This is a genomic window from Bacillus sp. CCNWLW194 (assembly GCF_037120585.1).
Taxonomy (GTDB): Bacteria; Bacillota; Bacilli; order Bacillales; family Bacillaceae_G; genus Bacillus_A; species Bacillus_A basilensis.
Window position 1 is genome coordinate 98224 of sequence record NZ_JBBBBL010000019.1, and the last position, 7921, is coordinate 106144.

Genomic DNA, 7921 nt, shown 5'->3' on the forward strand with positions numbered 1-7921 from the left:
ATGATGTCCCCTTTTTTACCCAAAGATGAAAACCAGCCTAGCCATATCATGTCCCTTTTTAATTGTAAAATTACAGATAAACCCTATTAACATCAATGTTTAAAAGATTTCATCTGTTTAATTCACAATTACAAATATGAAAATCCATAGCCATATCATGTCCCTTTTGTTTTTTGAAAATCGGTATAAACGTTGATTTAATCATGTTTATAAGTTTTTTTTCTATTTTTCATCTTTTCTACCAACATGAAAATCTATAGCTATATCATGTCCATAAAAAAAAATGAACGAATCCTGAAACCCCTTGATACACAAGGGATTAGAGGGCGTTTCATCTTTTCATTTTTTCTCTTAAAGGGACACATTTCATCAAATTTCGATTTGGTATAATCATAATTGATATATTTTATAGTTTTTGGTATTTATTTCAATTTTTATAGGTAGGAGGTGAAAAAGATGGGAAAATCATTTATTATTCGTAATCAACGTAGTCTAAATGGAAAATCCACAAATGCAGTTTTAGTAACACTGAAGTCTTGGCAAAAACTTGTTGAAACTTTCGAAGAGAAATACTACAGCTATAAAGATACATACCTTGAGGATATTGTTGATCATATGACATACGAAGAACGTATTGCCGATGTAGATGGCTTCGTTGCACAGGCTAAACCATCTTTTTCACGTCGTACACTATCTGCTATTTCGGAAACAATGGGAAGAAAGCATAAATTATATGGCATTACAAACGCAGATCTGGAAGTCTTCTTATATCTACATAAAAAATGTTACACAAATGGAGTCATTCCAAATGTAACAATACATATGATGTGGGAAGATTACAAACTGTATAAAGAAGAATTTGCTTACATACAGCATTCTCAATTCTACATTGCATTAAAGAAATTAAGTATACATAACATTATTTCGGTTGAAAATGAATTAGATGGCCGATATACAATTAAATTAAATCATTTTATGAATGAAGAAACTGAAAAGGCCAATGCATATGTTTATATTAGCCCAGTGGTATTTACAAAAGCTTTCTTTGAGTTATCAATTGCATCTAAGAAACTATTCTTAGATATTGCAATGCAACAGCACAGTGAAACTACATTAAAACGTTCCTTAGACAAACAAGATGAAAGAGGGAATAGAACTCATTTTGGTGGGATGTACCGCTTCTTACATAAAAAATACCCACATCAGATACGTGCGGTTATAACAGAGTTAACAACTGCATTACCATGTACAGGGACTCCACTATTCAAAATTTGTAAATTACAAAAAGGGGTTAAGAATAAAAAAAGATATACAACTCTATATCTATCCTTACATACGGATTTCTTATGTACAAAAGAAATCGGAGAAGTACAGTATCGTGATCCATTTACACCAAAGCTTACTTATGCTCGTAAAGCTCGTTTTATCGAATCCGTACTACAAGAGATGAGTATTGGAGAATTTACACAAGACATGAACAAATTTATTCATGTGCTAAAACATACATGCAATCGACAAATTCGAAGTGTAATCCATAGCTTACGTGACATGATAGATCGTAATGAAGAATATCCAAGCAAATTAGTATATACACTGAAGAAATTATTAAATCAAACATCACAATATAAAATTCTTGATACAGCTGCTAAAGAAGGTATCTATCCTCTTATTACACAGCATGTTCCAAAAGAACAAAAAGAACAAGCTGTATTTGATTTCGGATTGCATTTCTCTATGTATTCTCTGCGAAACATCAAAAAGTTGTTCCGCAAAACGTATGAATTACTAAACTCTAAATTTGCTTTACCTGTTACAGAGGAATCGTATCACCGCAACTATCTAAAGTATCAAGAAGAAACATTGTTTAGAAAGTACGCCTATGAACAAGGTACAAACCTAAATGCTTATATGGCTTTAGAAATAGAAATACGTGAACTCTTAAAGGCGAGAGGACATAAAGAACGCTTTATTCCTAGTGATGTTCGGGAATTGTTCATTGAAAAGATAGATAAATTACCGAAAGAAAAGCTTCGTGTTATTGAAGTACCAGATAACTTTAATTTAATTACATTTATGCGTGCCTTTGAACAGTTAATACGCGCTGGTATCTCAGTAACAACAGCTGAGCAAGTACTGACAGCCATGAAAGCGAACTAATCATAATCAGCTCTCTATTTTTGAAAAAAATTCAACATAGAGGGCTATTCGTGTTGCTACGTTTATTTAAAAGAGCTTTACTCCTTCTTCACAATAAGTAACTTTACTCGATTCTATTCATAAAAGAGTCTTTTTTTATGCAATCATATACAAAAATAGTATGGTACTTATCTCAATTTCCACACATACCTTCATAAAAAGACGTTATGGGTTGTCTAACTACATTCAAATACCTACAAGAAATCATAAGAAATAAATTAAATTTCGTGGATAAGTAGATAAATAACACATAATGTGAGTAATTTAGTGCAATTATCATTGATATAAATAGCTTATACACCTTCATCTATCAAAAATCATCAATATTTATGTGAGTTATGTGCTAAATATGGATTATGTTGATTAATTAACACATAATGTGAATCTTTTGTGGGTATCTATAATCAAATTGTGGATATTCCGTGAATTCATATGAAATTTCACGATTGAATAAATATGTTTAATAATGTATTAATTTGTTTCATTTTTTATGTAGAAATACTAAGTTTCATTTATGATTATTTGTAGTTTTTAGAGCTTAATATGGTTTGTTTTTCTGCTGTAAAATTCTACTATTTATGATTTTTTACGCTATGTAATGTTAAAAGGCTTTGTTACAGTAAGGATATACGTACATTTCTCAGTCCTATATAAGTTTTATCTTTATATTTTAAATATATATAAGATATATATTTATATTAGATTTTATTAATTACTATTCATAAACAAACTGATATAGTATAACGATAAACAATGATTATAAAAAAACTAACAAAACTATAGCGTTCATTAAATACCATTGTGTGTTCAAAAATAAATCTATAACTATCCTCACAGTTATTTTTTAAGGTTATAACAACATGTCAGAGAATTTAAGATTCCTGTCAAACGTCATTCCTATTTTGGAATGACGTATTTTTTTAGGGACAAATTCGAAAACTCATATCATTATCATATGTATTTAGTGTATCTAGAATTCTATATGGATGGTGAAGACATATGAATCAATATCAAATGCTGTATAGTACACCTTATCTGTATTCTTCTCGAACATTGAATCAAATGTACAAAGCTACTAAAAATGAAGAAAACGTATGTGCTATACAAGAACACATGCGACGACATGAAGTATACCTGGACCGACAATACCGAGGGTATTATCATTTAAGTCAAAAAATCGAAGAAGATCTATATGGTGATGAACTGGCTGTCTCCTGGAATCAGTTATTAGACGAATATCAACTTTTTAAGGACAGTAAAGGGAATTTATCCATTAAACCAAAAGGATGGGGTTAATATGACAATCATTGGAGAGCTAGGGATTGTATATGGCGTGACGGGGGCTTCAGTTTTAGGAATCAAATTGCTGAAGAAGAAAGGTTTTTATCTTCCAGGTTGGTTGCTACGTTCGGGTCTTAAATGCTTACTAATTGGGAGCGTTTGGTACGTTCTAATGGATATTCTAGATGTGTTTCTACGCTAGCATTACATCTGGTAGTTGAAAATGATTATAATAGCGCATTTTAAACAGCTTTTTCTAAGCTTCCATACAGGCTCAACTACCTTAAGGAGGTATGGAGGAAATGTTGTCACTTTTATTAATCCCAGCAACCTTTATAACTGTAGCTTATTTTTACCAAAGTAATGGACCGAATGATAAGAAAAAAATTGCAACGTTTTTTGAAATTACAAAGGTTTGTGTTCAACATAAAGGTGAATTACAATATCCCATTTTTATAAAAGAAATTAAAGAGGATATAAGTATGAATTATGTTTACAAGTTGCCACTTGGTGTACCTAGTCAACTAATCCAAAAGTTAGCTGAAGTATTAGAAGAAGGTCTATATAAACCTGTTAAAATATCGTTTCATCAAAGAGAGCTTCATATTCGAGTATTTAGCCAAAGAATACCTGAAATGTGGAATTGGTCTAAGGATTTATTAAAAGAGCATACATGGAGAGTTGTGGTGGGGAAAGCGTTAGATAAACATGTGTATCATGATTTCGAGAAAACACCGCATATGTGCGTGTCGGGTATGACAAGGTTTGGAAAAACAGTATTCCTAAAAAATGTAATGACTAGTTTGATTTTGCAACAATCCCAACACGTGAAATTTTTTATTATTGATTTAAAAGAAGGGCTAGAGTTTAGTCCTTACAAAGAGTTATCCCAAGTTGTAGAAGTCGCTGAAAACCCGAAACAGGCATTAGAAATGTTGGGAAGAGTACGTGAAAAGATGGTAAAACAAATTGAAATGATGAAGAAATCCTATTTTACCAATATCATAGACACATCGATTAGAGAACGTTGCTTCATCATAGTAGATGAAGGAGCAAATCTTTGTCCGACACAAGGATTACCTAAAAAACAACGTGATGTTTTATTTTTGTGCCAGGAGATGCTATCTGAAATCGCAAGGATTGGAGGTGGTTTAGGCTTCCGACTCATATTTTGTACGCAATATCCAACCTCTGATACATTACCAAGGCAAATTAAACAAAATTCTGATGCGAAAATAGGCTTTCGATTACCAACGGCGGTCGCTTCACAAGTTGCTTTGGATGAACCAGGTCTTGAGGATTTACCTTCCCTTCCAGGAAGAGCATTATTTAAGACAGATCGTACAGAAGAAATTCAGGTACCTCTTTTAAAGGATACAGATATGTGGGAGTTGTTAAAGCAATATAAGGTGGTGAAGCAAAATGAGGCATCAAACACTCAAACAGAAAGCGAGACAAATCGAGATTTTATCCACTTTAAGTAAATTGGATTTTTTAACTAGGAGGCAATTACAAGCCATCCACTGTCTAGGGAGTATTCGAAATGCAAATCGTGTATTAAAGGATATGCATCCGTATTGTCACATTACAAAAATGGCTCGTGAACACGTATATTATTTAAATAAAAAAGGACGGGATTTATTAGGTAGTACAAAAGAAGTAAAGAAAAGTAGTCAATTACAGCACATATTAATGCGAAACGAAAGCTGGATGTGGCTTGGATTTCCAGAATGGAAAACAGAAAGACCTATCGAGTTTTCAATCAATGGTCAACGGTATCAAATTATTCCTGACGCAACGTATTTTGAGGGTAATGTTCCCCATTTTGTTGAAATAGATCGTATGCAACATATGAAAGTAAACGAACATAAAATACAGTTATATGGCCATATAACAGATATCTATAAAAGACAGAATGCTATTGTTCCAGTAATTAATTTTTTTACATTATCAGACTATCGACAATCAAAGTTAGAGCAATATGCCATAAACCGAAATGTGTTTATGAGAACATTTGTAATGGAAGATATATTTTAGTTGTTTTAAGCATTTATGTCCCAAAAATCATGATAATCAATACGTTTATCAAATTTCCTTAGTGTTTTAATGATTTTAGTTGCGGATGTTAAGGTGGGAATACGATCCTTCTTATTTGCTAAATCACTTATTAAAGATTTACTTAATCCGGTTCGTTGTACTAACCATTGTTGTTTAATCCCTCTACGGTCCAAATAGTCACCAAATGGAGTTCTCTTTTTTCCTAACCCAAACATGGGAATCCCTCCTAATTAAGCTTGTGGTAATAATAACTTGTCCAAATTTCCATAAATCTAAACGTTTGTTCATAAATATGGAATCATAATTTAAAATAAAGCATAGAATAATATAAAGAAAATCTAAAAAATGTGTAATAATTTTGAAGAATGTAGCATTCATAGTAATAGCTACAAGTTGCTGATACACTATCCTAATGGCAACTTGTTGCAAAGTGTATTCTTACAAAATAAAAAGCTTAAATCCATTGGTGCATAAGGATTTAAGCTTTTTTAAATTTATGAAGAATCGAGGATGAGTTTAATAAATTAAGAGATATTAAACTATTCAACATTCGAATTTTGAAGAACATTGTAATGATTTCATTGGTTTTAATCGTATAATCTTCTAAATTTTTCACTTCCCTTTTCCACTCAACAGCTGTTATTAAAAATTTTCATTTGAGTAATCTTATTTTCAATTTCTTTCCGAATAATCTTCTTTATATTACACATACTAAATCTAAGCCGATTTCCCACCGGCTGTACTCTTGCAAAATGGAGCTCACTCCTCCGTTCCAGTAAAAACAGGTGGGTAACTTCAATTGTTACCTGCCAATTATAAGTATACTCGTTGATTTTCATGTCCATACTGTTTAAAGAAGGCATTCCATGCCATTCGGATTGACCTCCAGCACATGATAAATTTACAACCGTTCCTATATATGGTAATGGCATTCTGTTGTATATTGGAAAAGCCGATTTTCAGACTCTAGGAAAAAGAATTTCTCAAGAAAATTGGCTGGACACTAACGATTCTAACAATACTAAAATATATGTTGGAAGGTTTCATGGTTCTAAAAACTCAACTGAAACTGAATGGTCAGTTGAAATTGACTTGGCTGAAAGATTGTTAATTTACGTACACAAACCTGCATATAATGCTAGAAGTATATCCTCGCTAAAGGATTTAGAATTTCAGGATATTCATATCTTAAACTGGGGTAATTATAGATCTCTTTTCCCTGAAATTTCTGGATTAAGATGGACAAGTAAGTTAGACGATTTGGTATTTGAAATGTATAAATGGGTGTAGTCTAACCCATAAATTAATTAAAATTTATGAATAGATGTGGTGAAACAAAGTTGGGTGGGAACCCAAATATATTTGTACTATAAGAAAAGTCTTATGTTGATCAAGTCGGAGGAAGGCACCTTTGGGTGTCTTTTTTATGCACAAAAAGCCTCATCTTCCTATAAAAAGGATAAGGCCTTTACAACAAACAATAATTGCAACTAAATTAACTTTATATTATATTAACTTTAAATAATATTATACAAATAAAGTGCTAAATAGTAGGTGGGGAAAATGGAATTTAACGATTTGGGTATTACCATTAAAGAACTTCGAATGAAAAAAAATATATCTCAATCCGAATTATGTCATGGAATATGTTCACAAGGTCAAATTAGCAAGATCGAAAAAGGTGTGATTTATCCATCTAGCATATTGTTATATCAATTATCTGAAAGACTTGGTATTGATCCAAATAATATATTTGCACTAACTCAAAACAAAAAAATTAAATATGTAGAAAATGTAAAATATGTAATAAAAGATTGCTTAAAACAAAAACAATATAAAGAACTTTATGAAATAGTAAAAAAGGAGAAAAACTTAAATAACTTTCAAACAAATGAAGAGAAACAATTTCTAATATGGCATGAAGCAATTGCTATATTTGAGGTAAATAGATCAACCAAAACTGCTTTAACTCTTTTAAATTATGCATTAAAACTAACTTTAACCAATTCTGATTTTTTATCAGAAAGAGAAATAGATATTATGCATACAATGGCTATATTTCATGGAGAAAATAAAGAATATGAAAAAAGTATTACTATATTAAGAAGATGTTTATCTAATTTTAATAAGTTAAATTTTCCTAGAGATAAAGAAATTAAACTAAAAATCATTTTAAATTTAGCAAAATCTTTGGCCTTCACATATCAAAATGAAGAGGCAATAAAATACATTGATAAGGGCATTAAATTAGCAATTAATCTAAATACTTTATACCTATTAGGTGAACTATTCTATTTAAAAGGTCTGTTTTTATTAAAGATTAAACAACACAATGTAGAAGATGTTGTTTATAACTGGAAAAAAGCATTATTTATATTTGAACTAA

General features: G+C 31.0%; 8 protein-coding genes. 7 read left to right on the top strand and 1 reads right to left on the bottom strand.

Going from position 1 to position 7921, the window contains the following annotated elements; translation table 11 throughout:
* Positions 1 to 456: 456 nt before the first annotated feature.
* The 5 genes from V7S50_RS29145 (at position 457) to V7S50_RS29165 (ending at position 5514) form a co-directional block, all read left to right on the top strand.
* Positions 457 to 2157, top strand: coding sequence for a hypothetical protein (locus V7S50_RS29145; RefSeq protein ID WP_336376542.1), 1701 nt, complete (start codon positions 457 to 459; stop codon positions 2155 to 2157).
* A 1038-nt stretch (positions 2158 to 3195) separates the two neighbouring features.
* Positions 3196 to 3492: a hypothetical protein gene (locus tag V7S50_RS29150; RefSeq protein WP_147809268.1), complete on the top strand. Its 297-nt coding sequence runs from the start codon at positions 3196 to 3198 to the stop codon at positions 3490 to 3492.
* Between the two features lies 1 nt (position 3493).
* The gene (locus V7S50_RS29155) at positions 3494 to 3679 is read left to right on the top strand and encodes a hypothetical protein (RefSeq protein ID WP_143880621.1); all 186 of its coding nucleotides are present in this window, start codon (positions 3494 to 3496) and stop codon (positions 3677 to 3679) included.
* Between the two features lie 100 nt (positions 3680 to 3779).
* A complete protein-coding gene (locus V7S50_RS29160; protein WP_336376541.1) occupies positions 3780 to 4961 on the top strand; it encodes an FtsK/SpoIIIE domain-containing protein in 1182 nt (393 codons plus the stop codon).
* Positions 4900 to 5514: a replication-relaxation family protein gene (locus tag V7S50_RS29165; protein ID WP_336376540.1), complete on the top strand. Its 615-nt coding sequence runs from the start codon at positions 4900 to 4902 to the stop codon at positions 5512 to 5514. Before V7S50_RS29160 ends, V7S50_RS29165 begins: the two co-directional genes overlap by 62 nt.
* Positions 5515 to 5519: 5 nt before the next feature.
* Here the strand turns inward: V7S50_RS29165 and V7S50_RS29170 are convergent, their stop codons facing one another.
* The gene (locus V7S50_RS29170) at positions 5520 to 5750 is read right to left on the bottom strand and encodes an XRE family transcriptional regulator (protein ID WP_336376539.1); all 231 of its coding nucleotides are present in this window, start codon (positions 5748 to 5750) and stop codon (positions 5520 to 5522) included.
* A 721-nt stretch (positions 5751 to 6471) separates the two neighbouring features.
* Here V7S50_RS29170 and V7S50_RS29175 point away from each other — a divergent pair.
* Positions 6472 to 6825: a hypothetical protein gene (locus V7S50_RS29175; protein ID WP_255444315.1), complete on the top strand. Its 354-nt coding sequence runs from the start codon at positions 6472 to 6474 to the stop codon at positions 6823 to 6825.
* A gap of 273 nt (positions 6826 to 7098) precedes the next feature.
* The coding region (locus V7S50_RS29180; RefSeq protein WP_336584450.1) for a helix-turn-helix domain-containing protein at positions 7099 to 7921 on the top strand (823 nt) is incomplete at its 3' end.

What these genes read in the sequence shown, in the direction of transcription:
- V7S50_RS29145 (WP_336376542.1), top strand. Translation starts at nt 457, where the DNA reads ATGGGAAAATCATTTATTATTCGTAATCAACGTAGTCTAAATGGAAAA.
- V7S50_RS29150 (WP_147809268.1), top strand. Translation starts at nt 3,196, where the DNA reads ATGAATCAATATCAAATGCTGTATAGTACACCTTATCTGTATTCTTCT.
- V7S50_RS29155 (WP_143880621.1), top strand. Translation starts at nt 3,494, where the DNA reads ATGACAATCATTGGAGAGCTAGGGATTGTATATGGCGTGACGGGGGCT.
- V7S50_RS29160 (WP_336376541.1), top strand. Translation starts at nt 3,780, where the DNA reads ATGTTGTCACTTTTATTAATCCCAGCAACCTTTATAACTGTAGCTTAT.
- V7S50_RS29165 (WP_336376540.1), top strand. Translation starts at nt 4,900, where the DNA reads ATGAGGCATCAAACACTCAAACAGAAAGCGAGACAAATCGAGATTTTA.
- V7S50_RS29170 (WP_336376539.1), bottom strand. Translation starts at nt 5,750, where the DNA reads ATGTTTGGGTTAGGAAAAAAGAGAACTCCATTTGGTGACTATTTGGAC.